This is a genomic window from Streptomyces sp. PsTaAH-124 (assembly GCF_000373685.1).
Lineage (GTDB): Bacteria > Actinomycetota > Actinomycetes > Streptomycetales > Streptomycetaceae > Streptomyces > Streptomyces andamanensis.
On the sequence record NZ_KB892158.1, the window covers coordinates 203,971 to 228,964 of the forward strand.

The window sequence follows — 24,994 nt, forward strand, 5'->3', positions numbered from 1 at the left end:
CCGGACAAGCCGGTCGGACCGGACGAGACGGATGAGGCGGGCAGCGCCCGGCACCCGGCGCATCCCGCCCGGCGCTCGGCACAGCCCACCCTGCACATGGGCGGGGAGTGGCGCCAGGCGTACTCCGGTGCGACGCGCGACATCCTCGACCCCGCGGACGCGACCGTGTGCGCCGTGGTCGCCGAGGGCGGCGCCCAGGACGTGGACCTCGCCGTGGAGGCCGCCCGGCACGCCTTCGACGGCGGGGAGGGCGCCTGGCCGCGCACGCCGGTCGCCGCCCGCGCCGAACTGCTGCGCCGTGTCGCCGGTCTGCTGCTGCGCGACCGCGAGCGGCTCGCCCTGCTGGAGAGCCGGGACGCCGGCAAGACGCTGGAGGAGGGCCGGGTCGACGTGGACTGCGTCGCCGACGCCTTCCGCCACTTCGCCGACCTCGTCGCCGCCGAGGCGCCCGGCCGGGTCGTGGACGCGGGCTCGCCCGACATCCACAGCGTCGTCGGGCACGAGCCGGTCGGCGTCTGCGCGCTGATCACGTCCTGCGACTACCCGCTGCTCCAGGCCGGCTGGAAGATCGCCCCGGCGCTCGCCGCGGGCAACACCTTCGTGGTCAAGCCGAGCGAGCTGACCCCGCTGACGACCGTCGCGCTCGTCGACCTGCTCGCCGAGGCGGGGCTGCCCGCCGGTGCGGCCAACCTCGTCACCGGGTCCGGCCGCACGGCCGGTGCCCGGCTCGCCGGGCACCCCGGGGCCGACCTGGTCTCGTTCACCGGGAGCCGGGCCGCGGGCACCGAGGTGGCCCGTGCCGCGGCGGCCACCGTGAAGCGGGTCGTCCTCGGGCTCGGCGGCAAGAACCCCAATGTCGTCTTCGCCGACGCCTGCGCCACCGACGACGGTTTCGACACCGCCGTCGACCAGGCCCTCAACGCGGCCTTCGTGCACAGTGGCCAGGTCTGCTCGGCGGGCTCCCGGCTGATCGTCGAGGAGTCCGTGAAGGAACGTTTCGTCGCCGAACTCGCCCAGCGGGCCCGGCACATCCGGCTGGGCCGCGGCACCGAGCCCGGCGTCGAGTGCGGCCCGCTCGTCTCCGAGGAGCGGCGCGCCCGTACGGAGGCGTACGTCGCCGCCGCGCTCGCCGAGGGCGCCGTGGTGCGCTGCGGGGGCGGGCGCCCCGAGCCCGCCGTGTACCGGCCCGCCACCGGCTTCTTCCACGAGCCGACCGTCCTCGACCGCTGCCACCGCCAGATGAAGGCCGTCCGCGAGGAGGTCTTCGGGCCCGTCCTCACCGTGGAGACCTTCCGCACCGAGCAGGAGGCGGTCGCGCTCGCCAACGACACCGAGTACGGCCTGGCCGGGGCGGTGTGGACCGCCGACGCGGGCCGTGCCCGCCGGGTGGCGGGACGGCTGCGCCACGGCACCGTCTGGATCAACGACTTCCACCCCTGCCTGCCGCAGGCCGAGTGGGGCGGCTTCGGCAAGAGCGGCCTCGGCCGCGAACTCGGCCCCACCGGCCTGGCCGAGTACCGCGAGATCAAGCACACCTACCAGAACCTCACCCCGGGACCGGTCCGCTGGTTCGCGGGCTGACCCGGCTCACCCGGGCGGGAGCGTCCCGGGTCCCTGCCGGAGCAGTCCGTCCGCGATCTCCCGCAGGGCCTGGGCCGTCCGGCGCTGGAGCCCCGGGCCGAAGGTGACGCGGGTGGCGCCGAGGGTGCCGAGGGCGGTGGGGGAAGGGGCGCCGGGGGCCGGGCGGTGCAGGGCGTTCAGCGGGCCCTGGATCCCGGCGCGCAGCAGGGGCAGGACGTCCTCCGGCGCGAGGATCGGGTACACACAGTCCGCGCCCGCGGCCACGTACCGCCCGGCCCGGCCGATGGCCCGGCCGGGATCGCCGTCGCCGTGCACGAAGGTGTCGACGCGGGCGTTGAGGAACAGCCGGTCACCGGCGGCCGCGCGGACCTCGGCGAGGTAGTCGGCGTGCTCCCGCGGGTCCTTGAGGACACCCCCGTCGGAGTCCTCCAGGTTGCAGCCCACGGCGCCCGCCTCCAGCAGCCGTTCCACCAGCTCCTTCGCCGGCAGCCCGTAGCCGCCCTCGATGTCCGCCGACACCGGTACGTCCACGGCGCGCGCGATGCGTGCCACCGCGGCGAACATCTCGTCCGCCGGGACGTCCCCGTCGGCGTACCCGAGGGACGCGGCGACGCCCGCGCTGGGGGTGGCGAGCGCCGGGAACCCGGCCTCCGCGAAGACCCGGGCGCTGGCCGCGTCCCACGGTCCGGGCAGGATCAGGGGGTCGTCGGGCAGCCTGCCGTGGTGCAGGGCACGGAAGGTCTCGGTGGCGTTCACGGGCGGTGGCCTCCCGGCGGGACGCGGCGGGCGACCATCAGGCGGTTCCAGCCGTTGATGACGGTGATCAGCGCGATCAGATGGGCGAGCGCGGCCTCGTCGAAGTGGCGGGCGGCCTCCTCGTACACCGCGTCCGGCACGAAGCCGTCCGTCAGCACGGTGACCGCCTCGGTCAGCGCGAGCGCCGCCCGCTCGCGCCCGGTGAACAGGTCCTCGGTCTCCTCCCAGGCGTTCAGGAGCTGGATCCGGTCCTTGGACTCGCCGTTCTTCCGGGCGATTTCGAGATGCATGTCCAGGCAGAACGCGCAGTGGTTGAGCTGCGAGGCCCGGATCATGACCAGTTCGGCCAGGACCGGATCGCCCAGCCCTTTCTTGGCCGCCGCGCTCAGCGCCGACATCGCCCCCGAGACCTCAGGGTCCAGCAGCCGGGTCCGGCTCACTTGTGCGCCCCCGGCCGGTAGTGGCCCGGGGTCATCCGGGTGGTCACGCCGAACCGGTTCCAGGCGTTGATCACCGCGATGGCCGCGATCAGCTGGGACAGCTCGGCCTCCTCGAAGTGCCGGGCGGCCCTCTCGTACACCGCGTCCGGCACGAAGCCGTCGGTCAGGACGGTGACGGCCTCGGTCAGCTCGATCGCGGCCAGCTCCTTCTCCGTGTAGAAGTGCCGCGACTCCTCCCACGCGCTGAGCTGCACGATCCGCTCCACGCTCTCACCCGCCGCGAGGGCGTCCCTGGTGTGCATGTCCAGGCAGAACGCGCAGTGGTTGAGCTGGGAGGCCCGGATCTTCACCAGCTCGTACAGCCGGGGTTCGAGCCCCCGCTTGGCGGCCGTGTCCAGGCGGATCATGGCCTTGTAGACCTCGGGGGCGTACTGGTGCCAGGACAGGCGGGGCGCCTGCTCGGCCGCGTAGGGGGTGTCGGCGGATTCCGCTTCAGTCTCCGTGCTCATGCGCTCGACCCTAGGCGCGAAGCATCCCAGGAGTATGGTCCATTTCCATGGCGAGAACATGGGCCACTCTGGGCGTCGACCTCCATCTGGAACCGGCCGGTCCAGGGGTGCGGCGCGGACTGACCGACGCCCTGCGGGAGGCGGTCCGCACCGGCCGGCTCGCCCCCGGCACCCGGCTGCCGTCCTCCCGCAGCCTCGCCGCCGACCTCGGCGTCGCCCGCAACACCGTCGCCGACGCCTACGCCGACCTCGTCGCCGAGGGCTGGCTCACCGCCCGCCAGGGCTCCGGCACCCAGGTCGCCGACCGGGCGGTCGCCGCCTCCGCCACCGCCCCGCCGGGCCCGCACCGCACCCCGCACCGCCCCCGGTACGACCTGCGCCCCGGCAGCCCCGACCTGGCCTCCTTCCCCCGCGCCGCCTGGCTCAGGGCGGCCCGCCGCGCGCTCACCACGGCCCCGCACCACGTCCTCGGCTACGGCGACCCGCGCGGCACGGCCGAGCTGCGCACCGCGCTGGCCGGGTATCTCGCCCGGGTGCGCGGCGTGCGCACCGGCCCGGAGCACATCGTGGTGTGCGCCGGGTTCGCGCACGGCCTGCGGATCCTCGGGGAGGTGCTGCGCGAGCGCGGCACGGACACCGTCGCCGTCGAGTCGTACGGCCTCGACCTGCACCGGGACCTGCTGACCCGGGCCGGTCTGCGCACCCGCCCGCTGCCCTTCGACGAACGCGGGACGGTCGTCGCACCGCCGCCCGGCACCGGGGCGGTCCTGCTCACCCCCTCGCACCAGTTCCCGATGGGCGTGGCCCTGCCCCCGGACCGGCGCGCGGCCGTCACCGACTGGGCGCGGCGCACCGGCGGCCTGGTCCTGGAGGACGACTACGACGGCGAGTTCCGCTACGACCGCCAGGCGGTCGGCGCGCTCCAGGGCCTCGACCCCGACCACGTCGTCCATCTGGGCACCGCCAGCAAGTCCCTGGCCCCCGGCCTGCGGCTGGCCTGGATGGTGCTGCCCCCGGACCTCGCCGAGGCGGCGGTCCGGGCCAAGGGGCACGCCGAGGTCTGCGGGGTGCTGGACCAGCTGACGCTGGCGGAGTTCATCACCTCCGGTGCCCACGACCGCCAGGTGCGCGCCGCCCGGCTGCGCTACCGGCGCCGCCGCGACGCCCTGGTGGCGGCGCTGGCCACCGCCGCCCCCGCGGTCCGCCCCACCGGCATCGCCGCCGGACTGCACGCCGTGCTGCGGCTGCCACCGGGCACCGAGCAGGCGGTGGTGCAGGCCGCCGCCTGGCAGGACCTCACCCTCCACGGCCTCTCCCGCTTCCGCCACCCGGAAGCCACGGTGCCCCCACTGGACGCCCTGGTCGTCGGCTACGGCACCCCGCCCGATCACGCGTGGGCGGGGGCTCTGGACGCGCTGTGCCGGGTGCTGCCCTGAGCGGGGTGGGGACCTGTCCGCGGGCCGGTCGCCGCTCGGGCCGATCCGGCCGGGGAAGGGGCGGGCCGTCGCTCCGGGGGTGGTCAGGCCGAGTCGGCCGGTTCCTGTTCCTGTGCGGGCTCGGTCGCCGGGGCCTCGCCGAAGCGGGCCAGGGCCAGTGCCCCGGCCACCGCGACCGCGAAGCCGAGGACCGCGAGCCAGGCCAGCCCGTCCCGGGTGCGGTCGCCGAGCCACACCACGCCGATCGCCGCCGGGCCGAGCGTCTCGCCCAGCACGAGACCGGCGGTGGCCGTGGTCACCGAGCCGCGCTGGAGGGCGGTGGTGAGCAGCAGGAAGGCGGCACCGCCGCCCAGGACCAGGGCGTACGCCGCCGGGTCGGTGAACAGCGTCGCGGGGGCGAGCGAGTCGATCAGCCGGACCGCCACCTCGACCACGCCGAAGCCGAGGCCCGAGCCCAGACCGAGCAGCAGCGCCCGGCCGCGCTCGGGCAGCCGCCCCGCCACCGAGCCCAGCGCCAGCACGGCGAGGGCCGCGGCGAGCATCGCCCACTTCAGGGCCGTGGAACCGGGCTTGTCGCCCTCGGCACCCGAGGCCAGCCCGAGCAGGGCGAGCCCGGCGCAGACCACCGCCACCGCGGCCCACTCCGTGCCGCTGAGCCGCACCCGCAGCAGCCGGGCCGCGGCCACCGCCGTCACCGCCAGGCTGGAGGCCAGGGCCGCGCCCACCGCGTAGATCGGCAGGGAGCGCAGCGCCACGATCTGGAGCACGAAGCCGGCCCCGTCAAGGCCGAGGCCCAGCAGGTACCGCCACTGCCGCAGCGCCCGCAGCAGCAGCGCCGCGTCACCGCCCGGACCGGCCTGGCCGCCGTCCGCACCGGCCGCCGCCCGCGCGGCGACCGCCTGGAACACCGTCGCTGTACCGAAACACACCGCCGCACCGAGCGCGCACACCATTCCCAAGAACACGCACCGACTGTAGGCGAGTGCGGGGGGCACGGGGCCGCCCGCACCCGTGTTCCCGGCCCTCTCTAGGCTGGCCGACGCGCGACGGCCGGGAACCGGCCACCGGGTTCCGGCCGTGAACAACGACAGCACGTACCGGCACGGCATCACACGGCATCACACGACGATTGCGACGGGGAGACAGGGACATGGCGGACACACGCAGACGGCTTCGGTCGGGCACGGTCGTACTGGGGGGCATGGGGCTGCTGGCCGCCGCGCTCACCTCCTGCTCCTCCGCCCCGGACAAGCGGTGCGTGGACCGCGGCAGCTACTCGCTGTCCAAGGGCTACAAGGTCGTCGCGGACAAGAACTGCAAGACCACCAAGTCCTCGTACAACAGCGCCTGGTACTACGGCGGCAAGAAGAAGAGCGGCTGGGTCACCGGCGGTTCGTTCACCAAGCCGCGCAAGAGCTCCGGCGGGTCCGGCCCCAGCTCCGGGTCGGTGTCCGGCGGCAGCCACGGCAGCCACGGCGGCGTCGACCGGGGCGGCTTCGGCGGCGGCCACGGCAAGTCCGGCGGCTGAGGCCCACGATGGAACGCCGCACCCTGGAACCCCGGCCCGGCTGGCAGCAGACCGTCGAGGCGCAGGGCCTGATCTACCCGCTCACCCGCCACCCCGACGACTCGCTGCGGCCCTACTGGGACGAGAGCGCCTGCTACGTCTTCTCGCTGCCCGAGGTGGAGGCGCTGGAGGACGTCGTCGAGGAACTGCACCGCATGTGCCTGGCCGCGGCCGGGCACATCGTCGCCACCGGGCGGTTCGCCGACCTCGGCATCACCGACCCGCGGGTCGCCGCCGCGGTCGCCGAGTCCTGGCACCGGCGGGCCGAACTCCCCTCCGTCTACGGCCGCTTCGACCTGCGCTACGACGGCACGGGACCGGCCAAGCTGCTGGAGTACAACGCGGACACCCCGACCTCGCTGGTCGAGGCGGCCTCCCCGCAGTGGTTCTGGATGGAGGACCGCTTCCCCGGCGCCGACCAGTGGAACTCCCTGCACGACCGGCTCGTCGCCGCGTGGCGCAAGCAGGCGAAGCTGCTCCCGCCGGGCGCCCCGCTGCACTTCGCGCACTCCGCCGAGGACGAGCTGGGCGAGGACCTGATGACGGTCGCCTACCTCAAGGAGACGGCCGAGCAGGCGGGCCTGGAGACCGAGTGGATCTCCGTCGAGGAGATCGGCTGGGACCCGCTGTCCGAGCGGTTCGTGGACAACGGACTGCGGTTCATCCGCAGCGTCTTCAAGCTCTACCCCTGGGAGTGGCTGACCACCGACCGCTTCGGCGGGCACGTGCTGGACACCCTCGACAACGGCGGCGGCACCGGCTCCACCCTGTGGATCGAGCCCGCCTGGAAGATGCTGCTGAGCAACAAGGCGCTGCTGGCCGTCCTCTGGGAGCTGTACCCCGGCCACCCCAACCTGCTCCCCGCCTACCTCGACGGCCCGCGCGAACTGGCCGACACCAGCGGCTATGTGGCCAAGCCGCTGCTCGGCCGCGAGGGCGAGGGCGTCACGGTGCACGAGCCGGGCACCGAGGCCGCGCCCGGGTCCGGGTCCGGTCCCGGCCCCGCGTCCGCCTCGGAGGACGAGGCGTGCTGCTACCAGGCGCTCGCCCCGCTGCCCGCCTTCGACGGCAACCATGTCGTCCTGGGCGCCTGGGTCGTCGGGGACGCGTCCGCCGGTCTCGGCATCCGCGAGTCGTCCGGTCTGATCACGGACGAGTACGCCCGCTTCGTCCCGCACGTGATCCTCTGAGCGCACCGGCCGGGACCGGTGCCGGACGGAGGCTCGGGTGAGGTGGCCGGGCTCAGGTGAGGTGGCCGAGGGTGCGCAGATAGCCGTGCAGGGCCGCGGACGCGGCCAGACGGCGGCTGCTGTGCTCGTACAACCGCTCCCGGCGGGCGGTGAGTTCGTCGCGGACCCGGTCCGAGCCGCCGCCCGCGCGCAGCGCCTCCAGGACCGGTCCGGCCGCCGCGAGCGGATGGCCGCCCCGGCGCAGCAGCGCCACGACGTGCGCCGCCCGCAGCTCGGCGGGCGGGTAGCGGCGGTAGCCCGTGCCCGGCTCCCGGTCCGGCCGCAGCAGTCCGCGCTCCTCCCACAGCCGCAGCACCGGCGGCTTCACCCCCACGGCGCGCGCGGCCTCCCCGATGCGCGGCGCCCGGCGCCCGGCGGCCGGGGAGAGCGCGCCGCCCGCCAGGACCGACGCCAGCGCCTCGCCCACGGCGGCCAGCCCGGCGCGTTCCCGGTCGAGGGCGGCATGGCTCGCGTCGACGGCGGCCAGCGCCGCCCGCAGGTCCCCGGCGTGCACGGCCCGCATGACCGTGCGCGCCGTCGGCCAGCCGTGCCCGGCGGCCAGTTCCCGCAGCGCCGCCAGCGCCTCGGCGTGCACGGCGGTGAAGACCCGGTAGCCGGACGCGGTGCGCCCGGCCGGGGGCAGCAGCCCGCCGTCGGCGTAGACGCGGATCTGCTGCACCGACACCCCCGCCGACCGCGCCAGCACGGCGATCCGCACCCGGTCCTCCACGCGAGTCCTCTCCACCGGTTGAGACTTTCCGGACAGCCGGCCCGGCCCACCTGCGGACAGTCTGCGCCGAGTGCCTGCCAGCAATTGAATGGAACAATGGAAACCACCGGATCCGGCCCCCGAACCCGCCACCCGATGGGAGACGACGGACGTGCAGTTCCTTCTGGAGGTCACGGTGGACCCGGCCCAGCCGCCCGAGGAGCGGGCCCGCGAACTGGGCCGCATCCTGCGCTACTGGGGCGGCAACCTCCACCACTACGCCCTCGAACCCGGTGACGGCTCCGCCGTCCACGACTCGTCCTACCGCGAGGTCGGCCGCTGGAGCATCACCGGCACCACCGGCACCACCGGAGCCGACGGCGCCTGACCGCCGCCCGCCCGCCCGGACGGCCGCCGCGCCCCGCCCGCATGGTGGACGCCGCGGCGTCCGTCCCGGCACCGGCCGGTAGGCTGGCCGAGGGCCGTGACTGGCGCGCTGGGCCCCGGCGGGACGCCGGGACCCGAAGATGGGACCGACCATCGGGAAGCGGCCCGAGCAGCATCTGTGCCGTGCGCCTGGGCCGTCCCGTGAACGCCGACGCCACGTCCGGAGGTCCCCAGATGTCCGCGCCCCTGTCCACCGAGTCCACCGCCTTCCGCGCCGCGCTCGACGTGATCCGCGCCGTCGAACCGCGCGTCGCCGACGCCATCGGCCAGGAGGTGGCCGACCAGCGCGAGATGCTCAAGCTGATCGCCTCCGAGAACTACGCCTCCCCGGCCACGCTGCTCGCGATGGGCAACTGGTTCAGCGACAAGTACGCCGAGGGCACCGTGGGCCGCCGCTTCTACGCGGGCTGCCGCAACGTCGACACCGTCGAGTCGCTGGCCGCCGAGCACGCCCGGGAGCTGTTCGGCGCCCGCCACGCCTACGTCCAGCCGCACTCCGGCATCGACGCCAACCTGGTCGCCTTCTGGGCGGTCCTCGCCGACCGGGTCGAGGCGCCCTTCCTGGAGAAGACCGGCGTCCGCCAGATCAACGACCTCTCCGACGCCGACTGGGCCGAACTGCGCGCCGCCTTCGGCAACCAGCGCATGCTGGGCATGTCCCTGGACGCCGGCGGCCACCTCACCCACGGCTTCCGCCCGAACATCTCCGGGAAGATGTTCGACCAGCGCTCCTACGGCACCGACCCGGCCACCGGTCTCCTCGACTACGAGGCCCTGCGCGCCACCGCCCGCGCGTTCAAGCCGCTGATCATCGTCGCGGGCTACTCGGCCTACCCCCGCCTGGTGAACTTCCGGATCATGCGCGAGATCGCCGACGAGGTCGGCGCCACGCTCATGGTCGACATGGCCCACTTCGCCGGGCTGGTCGCGGGCAAGGTCCTCACCGGCGACTTCGACCCGGTCCCGCACGCCCAGATCGTCACCACCACCACCCACAAGTCGCTGCGCGGCCCGCGCGGCGGCATGGTCCTGTGCGACGACTCCCTCAAGGACCAGGTCGACCGCGGCTGCCCGATGGTGCTCGGCGGCCCGCTCCCGCACGTCATGGCCGCCAAGGCGGTCGCCCTGGCCGAGGCCCGGCAGCCCTCCTTCCAGGACTACGCCCGGCGGGTCGTCGACAACTCCCGCGCCCTGGCCGAGGGCCTGACGCGGCGCGGCGCCACCCTGGTGACCGGCGGCACCGACAACCACCTCAACCTGATCGACGTCGCCTCCTCCTACGGGCTGACCGGCCGCCAGGCCGAGGCCGCGCTGCTGGACTCCGGCATCGTCACCAACCGCAACGCGATCCCCGCCGACCCCAACGGCGCCTGGTACACCTCCGGCGTCCGGATCGGCACGCCCGCGCTGACCACCCGGGGGCTCGGCACCGCCGAGATGGACGAGGTCGCCGCTCTCATCGACCGGGTGCTGACCGCGACCGAGCCCGGTACCACCGCCAAGGGCGCCCCGTCCAAGGCGCGGCACGTCCTGGACGGCAAGACCGCCGAGGAGATCGCCCACCGGGCCTCCGACCTCGTGGCGGGCTTCCCGCTCTACCCGGAGATCGACCTCGGCTGACCACCGGCCCGCGGCCGCCCCCTCCCACGCCGGGGGGCGGCCGTCCGGTGAGGCTGTTGCACAACAGCAGGCGATTCGGGCCGCGGCTGTTGCGGACCAGTTCCGGATCGGGGGCCGTTACCTGAGAGAATGGTGAGCATGGCCAACGACCGACCTCGCGTGCTCTCCGGAATCCAGCCCACCGCAGGCTCGTTCCACCTCGGCAACTACCTCGGCGCCGTCCGCCAGTGGGTGTCCCTCCAGGAGTCCCACGACGCCTTCTACATGGTCGTCGACCTGCACGCGATCACGGTCCCGCAGGACCCGGCCGAGCTGCGCGCCAACACCCGGCTGGCCGCCGCCCAGCTGCTGGCCGCCGGTCTCGACCCGGAGCGCTGCACGCTGTTCGTCCAGAGCCACGTGCCCGAGCACGCCCAGCTCGCCTGGGTCATGAACTGCCTCACCGGCTTCGGCGAGGCGTCCCGGATGACCCAGTTCAAGGACAAGTCCGCCAAGCAGGGTGCCGACCGGGCCTCCGTCGGCCTGTTCACGTACCCCGTCCTCCAGGTCGCCGACATCCTCCTCTACCAGGCCCACCAGGTGCCGGTCGGCGAGGACCAGCGCCAGCACATCGAGCTGACCCGCGACCTGGCCGAGCGCTTCAACGGCCGCTTCGGCGAGACCTTCACCGTCCCCTCCGCGTACATCCTCAAGGAGACGGCGAAGATCTACGACCTCCAGGAGCCGTCGATCAAGATGAGCAAGTCGGCGTCCACGCCGAAGGGCCTCATCAACCTGCTCGACGACCCGAGGACCACCGCGAAGAAGGTCAGGAGCGCGGTCACCGACACCGACACGGTCATCCGCTTCGACCCCGAGGCCAAGCCCGGCGTCAGCAACCTGCTGTCGATCTACGCCACGCTCACCGGCACGGGCATCCCCGCGCTGGAGGAGAAGTACGAGGGCAAGGGGTACGGCGCGCTCAAGACGGACCTGGCCGAGGTCATGGTCGAGTTCGTGACGCCGTTCCGCGAGCAGACCCAGCAGTACCTGGACGACCCGGAGACGCTGGACTCGATCCTGGCCAAGGGCGCCGAGAAGGCCCGCGCGGTCGCCGCGGAGACCCTCGCCCACGCGTACGACCGGGTGGGCTTCCTGCCGGCCAAGCACTGAGGCGCACTCCCGCTCGCGACCGTCCCGTACGAAGCGCCGTACATCACTGCGGCTGCGCCTGCCCATCGCCGGGCCGTGGCCGTACAGTCGATAGCCGGACGGCCGGGACGAAACGGCCGGGAACACGCGAGAGCGCACGAGAGGGCACGAGCCCGCCCGGCCCTCGCCCGCGGGGACGGCACGGACAGCAGAGCAGAGACCACATCGGCACGACGACAGGAGACGACGTGGGGACCGTAACGATCGGTGTGTCGATCGCGGTCCCGGAGCCCCACGGCAGCCTGCTCCAGGAGCGGCGCGCGGGCTTCGGCGACGCCGCGGCTCACGGCATCCCCACGCATGTCACCCTGCTCCCGCCGACCGAGGTCGACCGGGCCGCGCTCCCGGCCGTCGAGGCCCATCTGACCGAGGTGGCGGCGGCCGGGCGGTCCTTCCCGATGCGGCTGTCCGGCACCGACACCTTCCGGCCGCTGTCGCCGGTGGTGTACGTCCGGGTCGTCGAGGGCGCCGAGGCGTGCGCCCGGCTCCAGGAGCGGGTCCGGGACGCCTCCGGGCCGGTGGCCCGCGAACTCCAGTTCCCCTACCACCCGCACGTCACGGTCGCGCACGGCATCGACGAGGCCGCGATGGACCGCGCCTTCGCGGAGCTGGCCGGGTACGAGGCCGCCTGGACGTGCACCGGTTTCGCGCTGCACGAGCAGGGCCCCGACGGGGTGTGGCGCAAGCTGCGGGAGTTCTCCTTCGGCGGCCGCGCGGTGGTGCCCCCGCAGGCGGCCCCCGTCGACCGCGGCACCCTGCCCGCCCGCTAGGCCCGCCAGGACGCCCCTCCGCTACAGCGGCAGCCGCCGGTACAGCCCGCGCGGCAGATGCCGCAGCGCCGTCGTGACCACCCGCAGCGTGCCCGGCACCCATACGGTCTCCGAGTGCCGCCGCAGGCCCAGTTCGACGGCGGTGGCGACCTCGCCCGGCGTGCTCGCCAGCGGCGGCACCGCGCGGCCCGCCGTGGCCCGGGACGTCACGAACGCGGGGCGTACGAGCATCACGTGCACGCCCGTCCCGTACAGCGCGTCGCCCAGGCCCTGGGTGAAGGTGTCCAGGCCCGCCTTGCTGGAGCCGTAGATGAAGTCGGTGCGGCGGGCCCGTTCGGCGGCGGCAGCGGAGAGGACGGCGAGAGAGCCGTGCCCCTGGTTCTGGAGGGCGCGCGCGGCCACCAGGGACGCCGAGACCGCGCCGGAGTAGTTGGTCTGGGCGACGTGCACCGCGTTCAGCGGCTCCCGCTCGTCGTACGCCTGGTCGCCCAGGACGCCGAAGGCCAGCAGCACCAGGTCGACGGGGCCCTCGGCGAACACCTTGCCGAGCACGCTCTCGTGCGCGCCGCAGTCGAGCGCGTCGAAGGCGACCGTGCGCACCTCGGCGCCCAGCGCCCGCAGCCGGGCCGCCTCCTCGTCCAGGGCGGGCGCGGACCGGCCCGCCAGCCACACCGTGCGGGTGCGGCGCGCGATCAGCCGCCGCACGGTGGCCAGCGCGATCTCGGAGGTGCCGCCGAGCACCAGCACGGAGCGCGGCAGCCGGCCGGGACCCGGATCGGTGAGCCGGGGGACCAGCCGGGCCAGGGAACGGGCGGGACGGGAGGCGGGACGGGGGACCGCGCCGGGGGCAACCTTCACGGCAGACGACTGTATCGTCCGCTTATGGGCGTTCTGTCGTAGAAACGCGGTGTTGACGCGGCGCCTGAGCGGGCAGAAGTCCGATCATGGACTGGCTGAAGAACCTCCCCGTGATCGGCCCGTGGCTGACACGTCTGATGCAGACGCACGCGTGGCGGTCGTACGAACGTCTGGACCGGGTCAAATGGACCCGGCTCGCCGCCGCCATGACGTTCGTCAGCTTCATCGCGCTGTTCCCGCTGCTGACCCTGGCCGCCGCGATCGGCGCCGCCACCCTCAGCACCCGGCAGCAGCACACCATGGAGAGCAAGATCGCCCAGCAGTTCCCGGGCCTGGGCGACCAGCTGCACATCACCACGCTGGCGCAGAACGCGGGCACCGTCGGGATCATCGCCGGTGCCGCCCTGCTCTTCACCGGCATGGGCTGGGTCGGCCAGATGCGCGACTGCCTGCGCGCCGTCTGGGAGCTGCCGGACCCGGAGAAGAACCCGGTGGTGAGCAAGGTCCAGGACGCGGGGATCCTGGTGGGCTTCGGCGGCGCCGTGCTGGTCACGCTCGCCGTCTCCACCGTCGCCTCGGCCGCCGTCGGCTGGACCTCGCGCGCGGTGGGCCTGGGCGAGGACGGCGCGGGCAGCGTGGTCCTGCGGGTCATCGCGTTCGCCGTCGCGGTGCTCGCCGACTTCCTGGTGCTGCTGTACGTCCTGACCCTGCTGCCCGGCGTCGAGCCGCCGCGCCACCGCCTGGTGGTCGCCGCGCTGCTCGGCGCGGTCGGCTTCGAGCTGCTGAAGCTGCTGCTCAGCGGCTATATCCAGGGGGTGGCGGCGAAGAGCATGTACGGCGCGTTCGGGGTCCCGGTCGCGCTGCTGCTGTGGATCAACTTCACGGCCAAGCTGGTGCTGTACTGCTCCGCCTGGACCGCGACCGGCAGCGCGGCGGAGGCGGACGGGGACGCCGCCGGTCCGGGGACCGGCGGCGGTGACGAGGCGGCCGAGCGGCCCGGCGGGCGGCTCAGGGGCGCGGACGGCGCCGCATGAGCTCCGGCAGCGGCCAGCGCCGGTTGACCAGGAAGGCACCGGCCGCCAGCAGCACCAGCACCCCGCCGGTGATGCCCAGCGCGATCCCCATGCCGCCGGAGCCGCTCCCGGCGGCGCTCGCGGTCCTCGCCGTGCCCCGCGTGCCGTCGGCCGGGGCGCTCGGGTCCGGCTGCGCACCGGCCGCCTCGGCGCTCCTGGGCCGTACCAGGGTGCCCACCGGCTGCACCTTGCCGGCCGCCTTGAAACCCCAGTCGAAGAGCCGGCCGGTCTCCCGGTAGACCTCGTCGTGCACGGTGCTCTGCGGGTTCATCACCGTCACGAGCAGCACCCTGCCGTTGCGCTCGGCGACGCCGGTGAAGGTGTTGCCCGCGTTGGTGGTGTAGCCGTTCTTCACGCCCGCGATGCCCGGGTAGACGGACAGCCCGGCGTCACCGGCGAGCAGCCGGTTGGTGTTCTGGATCTCGAAGGAGTCCCGGGAGGTCTTCCCCTTCTTGTTCTTGTCCTTCTTCGTCTCGCCGGGGAAGGCGGCGCGCACGGTCGAGCAGTACTCCCGGAAGTCCTTCTTCTGGAGCCCGGAGCGGGCGAACAGGGTGAGGTCGTAGGCCGAGGAGACCTGGCCGGGGGCGTCGTAGCCGTCCGGGCTCACCACGTGGGTGTCCAGCGCCTGGAGGTCCTGGGCGTGCGCGTTCATGTCCTGCACGGTCCGGGCCACGCCGCTGTTCATGGCGGACAGCACATGCACGGCGTCGTTGCCGGAGCGCAGGAAGACGCCCAGCCACAGGTCGTGGACGGAGTAGGTCTCGTTCTCCTTGATCCCGACCAGGCTGGAGCCCTCGCCCATCCCGGCCAGGTCGCTCGGGGCGACCTTGTGCGTCTGGGTCTTGGGGAACTTCGGCAGCACGGTGTCGGCGAAGAGCATCTTCAGGGTGCTGGCAGGGGGCAGCCGCCAGTGCGCGTTGTGCGCGGCGAGCACCTGCCCGGACTCGGCGTCGGCGACGATCCAGGAGCGCGCGGTCAGCTCCTTGGGCAGCGCGGGCACCCCGGGGGCCAGGGCGACCTGGGTGCCGGGCTGGGCCAGCCGGGCACCGCCCACGCCGGACATCTGCGCCGGGGGAGTGGCCGTGGGGGCGGGCGCGGCGAGCGCGGCGGGCGCGGTCACGGAGAGGGACAGCAGGGCGGCGGAGGCGACCAGCAGCGAGCGGCGGACGGTCCTGGCGGGTGCGGGCACGGTCGGAAACGTACCTGTCGTGTCCATCGCGGCCCTGCCTCGGGGCCCGCCCCCGGCCGTACCCCGCCCCCGGCTCCGGACACCCGGCAGCGATACTGAGGGTATGAAGCTCAGCCGCCCCGTCTCCTGGTTCCTGCTCGCCTTCGGGGTGTGGAGCTGGGTCATCTGGATCACTTTCGTCAAGAATCTCGTCAAGGACAGCAGCGGGCTCGCGTTCGACGACGGTCATCCGACGGCGTACTTCTGGGTCCACCTGGCGTTGGCGGTCGTCTCCTTCGTATGGGGGACGGTCATCGGGGGCCTCGGGTTGCGCGGGCTGCGCGCACTGCGCCGGATGTCATAACGGGTACGGCGGACCGGGCGGCTGACGTTCCGTCCGGAACCGGGACGGGCGTCCAGGTGTGTGGCGTATCACCTTTCATCCCGGAAGGACGGATGAAAAGGAGTAAAACGTACATTCATCGCCATCTGAGGGGCGCCTGAGGACATCCTGTGAAACAAAGCGACAACACTTCTTCATAACGTCTTTTCATCCCTTCCTGGAACCTCTTCCCCAAGGTGAACGTCGTGTGATTATGTGTGCGCGGCCCTACGGGGTGTGGCATATGCACGGCGGCTCGCGAAGGGCCTGGGGAGGGCATCACCGATGCGGTCGGTTCGCATGCGGATTCTGCTGACACTGCTGGTTCTGGCGGTGGTCGGCGTGGGCGGCTGGCAACTCCTGCCGTCGCAGGGTGACAAGGGCAAGGCGATCACCCTGGGCACCACGGACGCCGTCACCTCGCTGGACCCGGCCGGTGCCTACGACGCCGGTTCCTGGGCCCTGTACAGCAATGTCTTCCAGTCGCTGCTGACCTTCGAGCCCGGCGGCACCCAGCCGGTGCCGGACGCCGCCAAGGACTGCGGTTTCACCGGCGGCGGTTCGCGCACCTACCGCTGCACGGTCCGCGAGGGGCTCAAGTTCCCCAGCGGCCGGACGATGACCGCCGAGGACGTCAAGTACTCCTTCGACCGGGTCAAGAAGATCAACTCCCAGGTCGGCCCGTCCTCCCTGTTCTCCACCCTGGGCTCGGTGGAGGCCGACGGCATGACCGTCACCTTCCACCTCTCCACGCCCGACACCACCTTCCCGCTGAAGGCCGCCACCGGCGCCGGCTCCATCGTCGACCACACCCGCTACGCGCTGGACTCGCTGCGCACCGGGAACGACGCCGACGGCACCGGCCCCTACCGGCTGACCGGCTACAGCAAGGACAAGAGCGCCGAGCTGAAGCCCAACGGCTCCTACAAGGGCGCCATCAGCGGCTCCGCCAAGCCGGTCCAGGTGCGCTACTTCACCGAGGGCACCGCGCTCGACAAGGCGTGGGAGGACAAGCAGGTCGACGTCGCCACCCGCACGCTGACCCCGAAGGTGCTCGCCGGGCTGAACCCCAGCGACCCCAAGCAGCGCGTGTCGGTGTCCGACAGCGCCGAGACCCGCAACCTGTACCTCAACACGCACGACTCCTCGCCGCTGCACGACGCCCGGGTCCGCCGCGCCATCGCCTGGCTGGTCAACCGCGAGCAGCTCGTCACCTCCGTCTACGACGGCACGGTCGACGCGCTGTACTCCCTGGTCCCGGCCGGCATCACCGGACACACCACGTCCTTCTTCGACTCCTACCCGGCCCAGAGCACCAAGAAGGCCCGCCAGCTGCTGACGGACGCGGGCGTCTCCACCCCGGTGCGCTTCACCTACGGCTACGGCGAGGGCCGCGGCCAGGGCGCCCAGGAAGCCGCGGAGATCAAGAAGCAGCTGGAGGCGAGCGGCCTGTTCAAGGTCGACGTCAAGGGCTACGAGTGGACCGACTTCCAGAAGCGGTACACCTCCGGCAAGCTCGACGCCTGGGCGGTCGGCTGGGTCGCCGACTACCCCGACCCGGACACCTTCGGCGGCCCGCTCGTCGGCACCGGCAGCAGCATGAACACCGGCTACAGCAACAAGGCCGTCGACGCACTCGTCTCCGACAGCCAGCAGTACACCGACCGCAGCCGCGCGGCCACCGACTTCCGCAACCTCCAGGCGAAGGTGGCCGAGGACGTCCCGCTGGTCCCGCTGTGGCAGCAGAAGGAGTACGTCGTCACCACCGAGGACGTCGGCGGCGGCCAGTACCTCTCGGACGGCACGGGCGTCTTCCGCCTGTGGAAGCTCACCTGGATCTGACCCGCGCCCGCGTGACGGCCCGCCGCCCGGCGGGCCTCACGCCTGTCTGCGGGCCCTGGCCGACGGATCCGGCAGCGCCTTCGTCATCCCTGGCAGGAAGTCCGTGAACAGCTCGTGCACATCGAGCACGAGCGGACGCAGCGCCCGGAACCGGGCCAGCGACACGCCCCGCGCGGTGAGCCGGGCGCCGCGCTCGGCCAGCCGGTAGCTGCGCTCACGGCCCTCGGTGCGGTCGAACACCCAGTACAGGACCAGGCCCATCTGGGCCAGCCACATCAGCTCGGGCAGCACCTCGCGCAGCTCCGCCGGCACCCTGGTCCGCGCCCCGTACAGCACCTCCTTGTGGACGCTGACGGCCTCCACGCGCGCGTGCTCGGACTCCGGGGAGAACGGGCTGAGCGGACTGTCGGGATCGGCGGCGTTCTTGAAGAACTGCACCGCGAACTCGTGGTACGGCGTGGCGACGTCGAGCCATGCCTTCAGCACCCCCGCCAGCCGCGCCTGGAGGCCCGTCTCGCGCGCCAGGACCTCGCGCACCGCCTCCCGGTGCTCGGCGGCGATCCGGTCGTAGAAGCCCTGGATCAGGTGTTCCTTGCCCGCGAAGTAGTAGTACGCGTTGCCGACCGAGACCCCGGCCTCCTGCGCGATGGCCCGCATGGTCGTCCGGTCGTAGCCGCGCTCCTGGAACAGGCGCATGGCCGTCTCCAGGATGAGGGCGCGGGTCTGCTCGGACTTGCTCGGGGCCGGGCCCGCGCCGCTGGTCTCGCTCTTGCCGCCGGGGCTCTTCTTCTCGGACACGGACAGAGCCTAGCCAGTGCCCGCGCGCCGTCGGCGCCCGGCCGCTCAGGGCCTGCGGCCCAGCTCCGGGCGCTTGGTGTAGTCGGTGAGACCGAGGACGTTGCCCCAGGGGTCGGCGATCTCCACGGTCCAGCCGGTCGCCTGCGCCACCGGCGTGTCCAGCGGCTCGATCCCGGCCGCCGCCAGCGCGCGGGCCGCCGCGCGGGCGTCCGGGACCTCCAGCCACAGCCGCGGGGTGTGCCAGGGCGGCGGCCGGTGCCCGAGCGCCTCCTCGCGGCGCAGCAGGATCCCCGGGGTCTCCCCGCCGACCTTCAGCAGCGCGATCCCCGCCTCGTCCAGCCGGAAGGCCACCGTGAACCCGGCCCGCCCGTAGAAGGCCGCGGCCTCGTCGAGATCACCCACGGCCAGCAGCACGTTGTCGAACCCGAGCAGCTCGTACGACTCGTCATCTGACATGTGATCAGGTTAGGTACGGCCCGGCCGCCCGCCCCCGCGTCCACCCCGCACGGCGGCCCGCGAGGTCACCCGCCCGGCGCAGACACGCCGAGGGCCCCGCTCCAGGACGGAGCGGGGCCCTCGGTACCGGACCGGCCGCCGCGGGGCGTACCGGACGGCGGACGCCTCAGAAGCGCCGGGTGATCAGCGCCCGCTTGACCTCCGCGATCGCCTTCGTCACCTCGATGCCGCGCGGGCAGGCGTCGGTGCAGTTGAAGGTGGTGCGGCAGCGCCAGACGCCGTCCTTGTCGTTCAGGATCTCCAGGCGCTGCTCGCCCGCCTCGTCACGCGAGTCGAAGATGAAGCGGTGGGCGTTGACGATGGCGGCCGGACCGAAGTACTGGCCGTCGTTCCAGAACACCGGGCAGGAGGAGGTGCAGGCCGCGCACAGGATGCACTTCGTCGTGTCGTCGAAGCGCGCCCGGTCCTCGGCCGACTGGAGCCGCTCACGCGTGGGCTCGTTGGTGTCCTTCGTGATCAGGAAGGGCATCACGTCCCGGTACGCCTGGAAGAACGGCTCCATGTCGACGACCAGGTCCTTGAGGACCGTCAGGCCCTTGATGGGCTCGACCGTGATCGGCTTCTCGGGGTTGATGTCCTTGATCAGCGTCTTGCAGGCCAGACGGTTCTTGCCGTTGATCCGCATGGCGTCCGAGCCGCAGATGCCGTGCGCGCAGGAGCGGCGGAACGTCAGCGTGCCGTCGACATCCCACTTGATCTTGTGCAGGCCGTCGAGGACCCGCTCCTTGGGGTCGATCTCCAGCTGGAAGTCTTCCCAGACCGACTCCGCCGAGACCTCCGGGTTGAACCGGCGGATCCGGAAGGTGACGGTGATGTAGGGGGAGTCGGCGAAACCCGGCTCGGGCTGCCCGGCCGCGTCCGCCTTGTCCAGAACAGGGGTTGCCATCAGTACTTACGCTCCATCGGCTGGTAGCGGGTCTGGACGACCGGCTTGTAGTCGAGACGGATGGATTCGGACCCGTCGGCGCCGACCTCGCGGTACGCCATGGTGTGGCGCATGAAGTTGACGTCGTCGCGGTTCGGGTAGTCCTCGCGGTAGTGACCGCCGCGGGACTCCTTGCGGGCCAGGGCGGAGACCGCCATGACCTCGGCCAGGTCCAGCAGGTTGCCCAGCTCGATGGCCTCCAGGAGGTCGGTGTTGAACCGCTTGCCCTTGTCCTGGATGGACACGTTCTTGTAGCGCGCGCGCAGCTCGGCGATCTTCTCGACCGCCGTCTTGATCGTCTGCTCGGTGCGGAACACCATGACGTTGGCGTCCATGGTCTCCTGGAGCTCGCGGCGGATGGTGGCCACCCGCTCGGTGCCCGTGGAGGAGCGCAGCCGCTCGATCTGCTCGACGACCTGGCTCTCCGGGTCCTCGGGCAGCGCCACGAAGTCCGCGCCGTCGGCGTACTCGGCGGCGGCGATGCCGGCCCGGCGGCCGAAGACGTTGATGTCCAGCAGCGAGTTGGTGCCCAGGCGGTTGGCGCCGTGCACGGAGACGCAGGCGACCTCGCCGGCCGCGTACAGGCCCGGCACGACGGTGGTGTTGTCCGCCAGGACCTCACCCTCGACGTTGGTCGGGATGCCGCCCATCGCGTAGTGCGCGGTGGGCTGGATCGGGATCGGGTCCGTGTAGGGCTCGATGCCGAGGTAGGTCCGCGCGAACTCGGTGATGTCGGGCAGCTTGGCGTCCAGCTGCTCCGGCGGCAGGTGCGTGAGGTCGAGGTAGACGTGGTCGCCCTCGGGACCGCAGCCGCGGCCCTCACGGATCTCCGTGTAGATGGAGCGGGACACGACGTCGCGGGACGCCAGGTCCTTCATGACGGGAGCGTACTTCTCCATGAAGCGCTCGCCGTCCTTGTTGCGCAGGATGCCGCCCTCACCGCGGGCGCCCTCCGTCAGCAGGATGCCCATGCGCCAGATGCCGGTCGGGTGGAACTGGAAGAACTCCATGTCCTCCAGCGGCAGCCCGCGGCGGTAGACGGCGGCCTGGCCGTCACCGGTGAGCGTGTGCGCGTTGGAGGTCACCCGGAAGAACTTGCCGGTGCCGCCGGAGGCGTAGATCACGGACTTCGCCTGGAAGACGTGGATCTCACCGGTCGCCAGCTCGTACGCCACCACGCCGGCCGAGCGCTTGACGCCGTCGACCTCGGTCAGCAGCTGGTCCAGGACGTAGAACTCGTTGAAGAACTCCACGCCCTCCTTGACACAGTTCTGATAGAGCGTCTGGAGGATCATGTGGCCGGTGCGGTCGGCCGCGTAGCAGGAGCGGCGGACCGGGGCCTCGCCGTGGTTGCGGGAGTGACCGCCGAAGCGGCGCTGGTCGATCGTCCCGTCGGGCGTCCGGTTGAACGGCAGGCCCATCTTCTCCAGGTCGAGGACCGAGTCGATGGCCTCCTTCGCCAGGATCTCGGCGGCGTCCTGGTCGACCAGGTAGTCACCGCCCTTGATCGTGTCGAAGGTGTGCCACTCCCAGTTGTCCTCCTCCACGTTGGCCAGCGCGGCGGCCATGCCGCCCTGCGCGGCGCCCGTGTGGGAGCGGGTGGGGTAGAGCTTGGTCAGCACGGCGGTGCGGCTGCGCTTGGTCGACTCGATGGCGGCGCGCATACCGGCGCCGCCGGCGCCGACGATGACGGTGTCGTACTTGTGGATCTTCATGAGTGGATTACCTCAGCCCCGTGCCTAGCGGATGTTCGGGTCGAAGGTGAAGATCACCAGCGTGCCCAGCAGGATGGTCCACACCGTGGCGGTGTAGAGCAGGCCCTTCAGCCACAGCCGCGTGTTCGCGCGCTCCGCGTAGTCGTTGATGACGGTACGCAGGCCGTTGCAGCCGTGCAGCATGGCCAGCCACAGCATCAGCAGGTCCCAGACCTGCCACCAGGGCGAGGCCCAGCGGCCCGCGACGAACGCGAAGCCGACCTTGGAGACACCGCCGTCCAGCACGAGCTGGATGAGCAGGTGGCCGATGACCAGGACGACCAGGACGACGCCGGACAGCCGCATGAAGAGCCAGCCGTACAGCTCGAAGTTGCCCCGGGTCGACTTCGGGGTCTTCTTGGTGCGCTTGCGCGGGGCCTCGATGAGCGGCGCCGGGTTGTCGACGTTGTAGGAGGCGCCCTCGACCGGGCCGACGCCGGAAGCGGTGATTTCAGTGGTGGACATGCGCGTCAGCTCCCGAAGACGACTCGAGCGGCGTGGCCCAGGACGGGGTAGACCGCCCCGAGCATGAGCACGACCCAGACGCCGACGACGGTCCAGAGCATCTGCTTCTGGTAGCGGGCGCCCTTGGCCCAGAAGTCGACGGCGATGACACGGAGACCGTTGAGCGCGTGGAAGAGGATGGCGGCGACGAGGCCGTACTCCAGGCACGCGACGATCGGGGTCTTGTACGTGGACACGACCTTGTCGTAGTCCTCGGGAGACACGCGGACGAGCGCGGTGTCCAGCACATGAACGAACAGGAAGAAGAAGATGAGGACGCCGGTGACTCGGTGAGCCACCCAGGACCACATTCCTTCCCGTCCGCGGTACAGCGTTCCAGCCGGCACGGAAGAACCCTCCGGGAGCGGGGACTAGGGCCGCGCCGGCTTCACTGTCGGTCGGGCCCGGCCGGGTACGGTCCACCGGCCCCCAGCATCGTAGCGACGTGTGTGAGCGGTGCTGACAGCGGGCCTGCCGGTGTGATCAAACTGGCACGCAAAGGGGCACGGACGGCTCAGTGCGGAGCGGCCACGGGCGACGGGTGGTGCGCGGACTGCCGGGCGCGGCCGTGCGGGGGCTGGCCGGGCACCGGCGCGGCCCCGGCGGGCGCCGCCGCGGGGCCCCGGGCGGCGCGCAGCAGCCGCCCCCGGGCCAGGCGCCGCAGTTCGTCCGCGGCGGTGATCCGTTCCTCCTCGGGATCGTTGGTCAATCGTGACCGGATCGCCGCCAGCACCCGGTTCAGGGCCTCCCCGGGAGCGGCGTCGTCCAGGCAGATGACGAACTTGTGTCCGAATCTGGCGTCGTAGGCCGCGTAGGCGGCGCTCAGCGCGGTGGAGGCGGCCAGGTATATGCCCTCGGGCAGGACGGGCAGCGGCTCCGCCGCCAGGGCCTCCGCCAGATCGGCCGGACCCAGGTCGTAGGCCGCCTCGTCCGCCGCCGCCAGCAGGGCGGGCAGATCGGGATAGGGGCGGTGGGCGGTGACACGGTGGGCCCAGCGCGGGCTGCGCAGGCAGGCCAGGAGGGTGCGGCGGGCCTCGTCGGGCGGGGCGGTGTTGAACTGCTCCAGGGTCTGCGCGCGCAGCGTGGGTCCTCGGCGTGGGAACGGGCGCCCGGGTGACGGGCGTTCCGGATGAGTCGGCAGGTACTGCCGTGAGTCGTGCGGTCACGTTATCGGCAGCGGCCCGGATGTGTCCGGCCGCTGCCCGGAATTCACCCGGACGGGAGAGTTTGGGCGCCGTGTGTGGACCTGCGGAGCGGCCCGGACCCGTAGGTTGGCCGGGTGAGTCAGCACAGGCGGCGACGTGCCGCGGCCCCCGCGCCGCGGCGCCGGTGGGTCTTGGTGGGCGGGGCGTTCGCCGTCACGGTCGGCCTCGGCGCCGGCCTCGGCGTGTGGGCCTCGGGCGGCGGCGACGGCCCGGCGGGCGCGGCGCGCGCCACGCCCGGCGCCTCCTCCCCGGGCCCGGCCGCGCCCAGCCCGGCCCGGACCTATCCCCTCTCGCAGGCACCGCGCACCATCCCGGCGGTCCGCTCGCACACCGCGGCCCGCGGTCCGGGCTGGCGTCCGGCGCGCGGCGAGCGGGTGGTGATCGGCGCCCCGTCCCTGGCCGACGAGGGCCGGCTGATCGCCGGTGAGCTGGGACTGGCGTACGCGGGCGAGCGCGACGACGTCCGGACGGGCGACGTGCGCCTGGAGCTGGGCGGCGGCACGGACGGCAACCCGGAGTCGTACACGATGACCGTGCGCGAGGGGCGCGTCACCGTCAGCGGGCCGGGCGACGCGGGCGTCTTCTACGGCACCCGGACCCTGAAGCAGGAGGTGCACGCGGGCGGCACCGCCCCGGAGGGCGTCGTGGCGGACGCGCCCGCCAAGCCGCGGCGCGGCTTCATGCTGGACATCGCGCGCAAGCCGTTCCCGGCGGACTGGATCGCGGACCGCATACGGGAGCTGGGCGACCTGAAGTACAACGAGCTGGGCCTGCACTTCTCCGACGACCAGTCCTTCCGCATCCAGTCCGACACGCACCCGGAGATCGTCTCCCCGGACCACCTCACCAAGGCGCAGGTCCGGCAGCTCGTCGCCCTCGCCGCGAGCCGGCACATCACGGTCGTGCCCGAGATCGACTCGCCCGGCCATCTGGGCGCGGTGCTCGCCGCCCACCCGGAGCTGCGGCTGCGCACCGCGCAGGGCACGGTGACCAAGGGCGCGATCGACATCTCGCAGGACGGCGCGGCCCGGATCGTGGACGACCTGCTCGGCGAGTTCGCGGACCTCTTCCCCGGCGGCCTGTGGAACCTGGGCGGCGACGAGTACCAGGCGCTGACCGTGCGCAGCCCCGAGGCGACCTACCCGCAGCTGGCCGCCGCCGCGCGCCGGGCCTACGGCGCGGGCGGCAATGTCGCCGACCTGACGACCGGCTGGCTGAACGACCGCGCCGCCGCCGTCCGCGCCCGCGGCCGGACCGTGCGCGCCTGGAACGACGGCTTCTACCGCAGCAGTTCGGTGCGGCCGTCCGGCACCGTCGAGGTCGCCTACTGGACCGGCAAGGAGCTGGGGGCGCGGCAGCCGGCCGAGTACCTGGCCGCCGGGCGCCGGGTGATCAACTACAACGACGAGTTCCTGTACTACGTCCTCGGCCAGCCGCAGACCTTCGTCTACCCGACCGGGCAGCGGATCTACGAGCAGTGGACACCGCGCGTGCTGCGCGGCACCGAGGCCGTGCCCGCCCGCTACGACTCCCAGATCCTCGGCGGTGTCTTCGCCGTCTGGTGCGACCTGGCCTCCTCGCAGACCCCGCAGCAGGTGGCCGCCGGGATCCGTATGCCGCTGCGGGCCACCGCGCAGAAGCTCTGGGACCCGGCGCGGCCCGCCCTGTCCTGGACGGAGTTCAGGGCCCTGGCGGACCGGCTGGGCTGAGCCCG

The 24,994-nt window shown here is 72.9% G+C and carries 26 protein-coding genes; 12 read left to right on the top strand and 14 right to left on the bottom strand.

All coding sequences use genetic code 11. The features are described from left to right. Window positions 1-96: 96 nt before the first annotated feature. Window positions 97-1,581, top strand: coding sequence for an aldehyde dehydrogenase family protein (locus B086_RS0102985; RefSeq protein ID WP_037872749.1), 1,485 nt, complete (start codon window positions 97-99; stop codon window positions 1,579-1,581). A 6-nt stretch (window positions 1,582-1,587) separates the two neighbouring features. Here the strand turns inward: B086_RS0102985 and B086_RS0102990 are convergent, their stop codons facing one another. The 3 genes from B086_RS0102990 to B086_RS0103000 are packed head-to-tail and all read right to left on the bottom strand — an operon-like array spanning window position 1,588 to window position 3,286. Then, window positions 1,588-2,337 carry an isocitrate lyase/PEP mutase family protein gene (locus B086_RS0102990; protein ID WP_018564930.1) on the bottom strand — a complete coding sequence of 250 codons (750 nt, stop codon included), beginning with the start codon at window positions 2,335-2,337 and terminating at the stop codon, window positions 1,588-1,590. Continuing rightward, entirely contained in the window at window positions 2,334-2,777 is a 444-nt protein-coding gene (locus tag B086_RS0102995; RefSeq protein ID WP_018564931.1) for a carboxymuconolactone decarboxylase family protein, read from the bottom strand. Before B086_RS0102995 ends, B086_RS0102990 begins: the two co-directional genes overlap by 4 nt. Continuing rightward, window positions 2,774-3,286, bottom strand: a complete 513-nt coding sequence (locus tag B086_RS0103000; protein WP_018564932.1) for a carboxymuconolactone decarboxylase family protein — start codon at window positions 3,284-3,286, stop codon at window positions 2,774-2,776. The genes B086_RS0102995 and B086_RS0103000 overlap by 4 nt, the downstream gene beginning before the upstream one ends. Before the next feature lie 47 nt (window positions 3,287-3,333). Here B086_RS0103000 and B086_RS0103005 point away from each other — a divergent pair, with 47 nt between their 5' ends. After that, the gene (locus B086_RS0103005) at window positions 3,334-4,722 is read left to right on the top strand and encodes a PLP-dependent aminotransferase family protein (protein WP_026252041.1); all 1,389 of its coding nucleotides are present in this window, start codon (window positions 3,334-3,336) and stop codon (window positions 4,720-4,722) included. A gap of 83 nt (window positions 4,723-4,805) precedes the next feature. On the opposite strand, the gene B086_RS0103010 is transcribed toward B086_RS0103005, so the two are convergent. Further along, entirely contained in the window at window positions 4,806-5,675 is an 870-nt protein-coding gene (locus B086_RS0103010; RefSeq protein WP_037872695.1) for a hypothetical protein, read from the bottom strand. A 197-nt stretch (window positions 5,676-5,872) separates the two neighbouring features. Here B086_RS0103010 and B086_RS0103015 point away from each other — a divergent pair, with 197 nt between their 5' ends. Both B086_RS0103015 and B086_RS0103020 read left to right on the top strand, forming a co-directional pair. After that, the gene (locus B086_RS0103015; RefSeq protein WP_026252043.1) at window positions 5,873-6,250 is read left to right on the top strand and encodes a hypothetical protein; all 378 of its coding nucleotides are present in this window, start codon (window positions 5,873-5,875) and stop codon (window positions 6,248-6,250) included. A gap of 8 nt (window positions 6,251-6,258) precedes the next feature. After that, window positions 6,259-7,479: a glutathionylspermidine synthase family protein gene (locus B086_RS0103020; protein ID WP_018564936.1), complete on the top strand. Its 1,221-nt coding sequence runs from the start codon at window positions 6,259-6,261 to the stop codon at window positions 7,477-7,479. 52 nt (window positions 7,480-7,531) lie between these two features. Here the strand turns inward: B086_RS0103020 and B086_RS0103025 are convergent, their stop codons facing one another. Further along, entirely contained in the window at window positions 7,532-8,263 is a 732-nt protein-coding gene (locus B086_RS0103025; RefSeq protein ID WP_234029233.1) for a MerR family transcriptional regulator, read from the bottom strand. Window positions 8,264-8,399: 136 nt separating this feature from the next. Between B086_RS0103025 and B086_RS0103030 the strand changes: the two genes are divergently transcribed. From B086_RS0103030 to B086_RS0103045, 4 genes are all read left to right on the top strand, one after another. Further along, a complete protein-coding gene (locus B086_RS0103030; protein WP_018564938.1) occupies window positions 8,400-8,615 on the top strand; it encodes a hypothetical protein in 216 nt (71 codons plus the stop codon). Between the two features lie 233 nt (window positions 8,616-8,848). Beyond that, window positions 8,849-10,294, top strand: coding sequence for a glycine hydroxymethyltransferase (locus B086_RS0103035; RefSeq protein WP_018564939.1), 1,446 nt, complete (start codon window positions 8,849-8,851; stop codon window positions 10,292-10,294). Between the two features lie 138 nt (window positions 10,295-10,432). Further along, a complete protein-coding gene (gene trpS, locus B086_RS0103040; RefSeq protein ID WP_037872751.1) occupies window positions 10,433-11,446 on the top strand; it encodes a tryptophan--tRNA ligase in 1,014 nt (337 codons plus the stop codon). A 227-nt stretch (window positions 11,447-11,673) separates the two neighbouring features. Continuing rightward, window positions 11,674-12,255 carry a 2'-5' RNA ligase family protein gene (locus B086_RS0103045; protein ID WP_026252044.1) on the top strand — a complete coding sequence of 194 codons (582 nt, stop codon included), beginning with the start codon at window positions 11,674-11,676 and terminating at the stop codon, window positions 12,253-12,255. Between the two features lie 21 nt (window positions 12,256-12,276). Here the strand turns inward: B086_RS0103045 and B086_RS0103050 are convergent, their stop codons facing one another. Continuing rightward, on the bottom strand, window positions 12,277-13,059 hold the full coding sequence (locus B086_RS0103050; protein WP_420712527.1) for an SDR family NAD(P)-dependent oxidoreductase: 783 nt from the start codon (window positions 13,057-13,059) through the stop codon (window positions 12,277-12,279). A gap of 140 nt (window positions 13,060-13,199) precedes the next feature. Between B086_RS0103050 and B086_RS0103055 the strand changes: the two genes are divergently transcribed. Beyond that, a complete protein-coding gene (locus B086_RS0103055; protein ID WP_018564943.1) occupies window positions 13,200-14,147 on the top strand; it encodes a YihY/virulence factor BrkB family protein in 948 nt (315 codons plus the stop codon). Here B086_RS0103055 and B086_RS0103060 read toward each other — a convergent pair. After that, window positions 14,122-15,375: a D-alanyl-D-alanine carboxypeptidase family protein gene (locus tag B086_RS0103060; RefSeq protein WP_018564944.1), complete on the bottom strand. Its 1,254-nt coding sequence runs from the start codon at window positions 15,373-15,375 to the stop codon at window positions 14,122-14,124. The two genes, B086_RS0103055 and B086_RS0103060, sit on opposite strands and share 26 nt — an antisense overlap. Window positions 15,376-15,478: 103 nt before the next feature. Here B086_RS0103060 and B086_RS0103065 point away from each other — a divergent pair, with 103 nt between their 5' ends. Next, window positions 15,479-15,718: an SCO4848 family membrane protein gene (locus B086_RS0103065; protein ID WP_018564945.1), complete on the top strand. Its 240-nt coding sequence runs from the start codon at window positions 15,479-15,481 to the stop codon at window positions 15,716-15,718. 318 nt (window positions 15,719-16,036) lie between these two features. Continuing rightward, window positions 16,037-17,578, top strand: coding sequence for an ABC transporter substrate-binding protein (locus tag B086_RS0103070; RefSeq protein ID WP_018564946.1), 1,542 nt, complete (start codon window positions 16,037-16,039; stop codon window positions 17,576-17,578). 36 nt (window positions 17,579-17,614) lie between these two features. On the opposite strand, the gene B086_RS0103075 is transcribed toward B086_RS0103070, so the two are convergent. The 7 genes from B086_RS0103075 to B086_RS42415 form a co-directional block, all read right to left on the bottom strand. Then, on the bottom strand, window positions 17,615-18,274 hold the full coding sequence (locus tag B086_RS0103075) for a TetR family transcriptional regulator (RefSeq protein WP_234020894.1): 660 nt from the start codon (window positions 18,272-18,274) through the stop codon (window positions 17,615-17,617). A gap of 147 nt (window positions 18,275-18,421) precedes the next feature. Next, window positions 18,422-18,832, bottom strand: coding sequence for a VOC family protein (locus B086_RS0103080; protein ID WP_018564948.1), 411 nt, complete (start codon window positions 18,830-18,832; stop codon window positions 18,422-18,424). Window positions 18,833-18,998: 166 nt separating this feature from the next. Beyond that, window positions 18,999-19,778, bottom strand: a complete 780-nt coding sequence (locus B086_RS0103085; protein WP_018564949.1) for a succinate dehydrogenase iron-sulfur subunit — start codon at window positions 19,776-19,778, stop codon at window positions 18,999-19,001. Beyond that, window positions 19,778-21,532 (bottom strand): succinate dehydrogenase flavoprotein subunit, encoded by a 1,755-nt coding sequence (sdhA, locus tag B086_RS0103090; protein WP_018564950.1) that lies wholly within the window; start codon window positions 21,530-21,532, stop codon window positions 19,778-19,780. Before sdhA ends, B086_RS0103085 begins: the two co-directional genes overlap by 1 nt. A gap of 24 nt (window positions 21,533-21,556) precedes the next feature. Then, on the bottom strand, window positions 21,557-22,036 hold the full coding sequence (locus B086_RS0103095; RefSeq protein ID WP_018564951.1) for a succinate dehydrogenase hydrophobic membrane anchor subunit: 480 nt from the start codon (window positions 22,034-22,036) through the stop codon (window positions 21,557-21,559). A gap of 5 nt (window positions 22,037-22,041) precedes the next feature. Then, window positions 22,042-22,422 carry a succinate dehydrogenase, cytochrome b556 subunit gene (sdhC, locus tag B086_RS0103100; protein ID WP_078509667.1) on the bottom strand — a complete coding sequence of 127 codons (381 nt, stop codon included), beginning with the start codon at window positions 22,420-22,422 and terminating at the stop codon, window positions 22,042-22,044. A 167-nt stretch (window positions 22,423-22,589) separates the two neighbouring features. Continuing rightward, the gene (locus tag B086_RS42415; RefSeq protein WP_420712528.1) at window positions 22,590-23,156 is read right to left on the bottom strand and encodes a 2-oxo-4-hydroxy-4-carboxy-5-ureidoimidazoline decarboxylase; all 567 of its coding nucleotides are present in this window, start codon (window positions 23,154-23,156) and stop codon (window positions 22,590-22,592) included. 258 nt (window positions 23,157-23,414) lie between these two features. Here B086_RS42415 and B086_RS0103115 point away from each other — a divergent pair, with 258 nt between their 5' ends. Next, window positions 23,415-24,989, top strand: a complete 1,575-nt coding sequence (locus B086_RS0103115) for a beta-N-acetylhexosaminidase (RefSeq protein ID WP_018564955.1) — start codon at window positions 23,415-23,417, stop codon at window positions 24,987-24,989. Window positions 24,990-24,994 lie beyond the last annotated feature (5 nt).